We start from the raw sequence: 900 nt of genomic DNA, 5'->3' as shown, positions 1-900 counted from the left end.
TGTACGTCGACGGCTCCGGCAACTACCAGGTGTTCGTGCCGTCCACGCGCACCAACACCTCCGGCACCAGCTGGAGTCCCGGCTCCGCCGCCGGTACCTCGCTCTCGCTGGACAGCTTCTACGTCGTGACCTCGGTGAACGACGCCGAAGCGCAGAACTTCGGCCTGGACGAGCACATCGAACACGACAAGCGTTACGACCGGGCCGAGGAGTTCGTCGAGGTCGTCTCGAAACTCTGGGCCTCGTGGGAGGACGACGCCATCGTCGCCGACCGTACGGCCGGGATCTTCGCCGACCCGGAGAAGGTCCACGAAGTCGCCCACCAGGGTGAGTACTTCACCGTGCGCGGGCCCCTGACCGTGCCGCGTACCCCGCAGGGACGGCCGGTGATCATCCAGGCCGGGCAGTCGGGCCGGGGCCGGCTGTTCGCGGCCAGGTGGGCCGACCTGATCTTCACCTCCGATCCGAGCCAGGAGATCGCACGCGAGCACTACCAGGAGCAGAAAGACCTGATCACCGAGGCCGGACGGGACGCGGACACCGTACGGCTGCTGCCCATGGTCTACACGATCGCCGGTGAGACGGAGGCGATCGCCCGCGAGAAGGAGGCGCTCTTCCTCGACGAACTCGTGCATCCCATGGCGTCCTTGACCCTGCTGTCCGAGGTCACCAACCACGACTTCGCCGGCCACTCGCTCGACGACGTCGTCACCGACGAACTCATCGACTCGGTGTCCGGTATCCGCGGGCTGGTGCAGGGCATACGGCGGCAGCTCGGCGACCGCGAACTGACCCTGCGCATGCTGGCGAACCACCGGGCCACCCTCCTCCAGGGGCCGCGGTACGTGGGCACCGGGCCGCAGATCGCCGAGCAGAGGCGGCAGTGGTTCGTGTCGCGCT

At 68.0% G+C, this 900-nt stretch carries 1 protein-coding gene; it reads left to right on the top strand.

All coding sequences use genetic code 11. From position 1 onward, the window contains the following. A partial coding sequence (locus KVT45_RS55035; RefSeq protein WP_217562648.1) for an NtaA/DmoA family FMN-dependent monooxygenase occupies positions 1–900 on the top strand: 900 nt, incomplete at both ends.

The sequence above is a fragment of the Streptomyces sp. GbtcB6 genome (assembly GCF_019091475.1).
Lineage (GTDB): Bacteria > Actinomycetota > Actinomycetes > Streptomycetales > Streptomycetaceae > Streptomyces > Streptomyces hyaluromycini.
The sequence above is the reverse complement of the archived record's forward strand: the minus strand, read 5'-3'. Positions and strand labels throughout refer to the sequence as shown.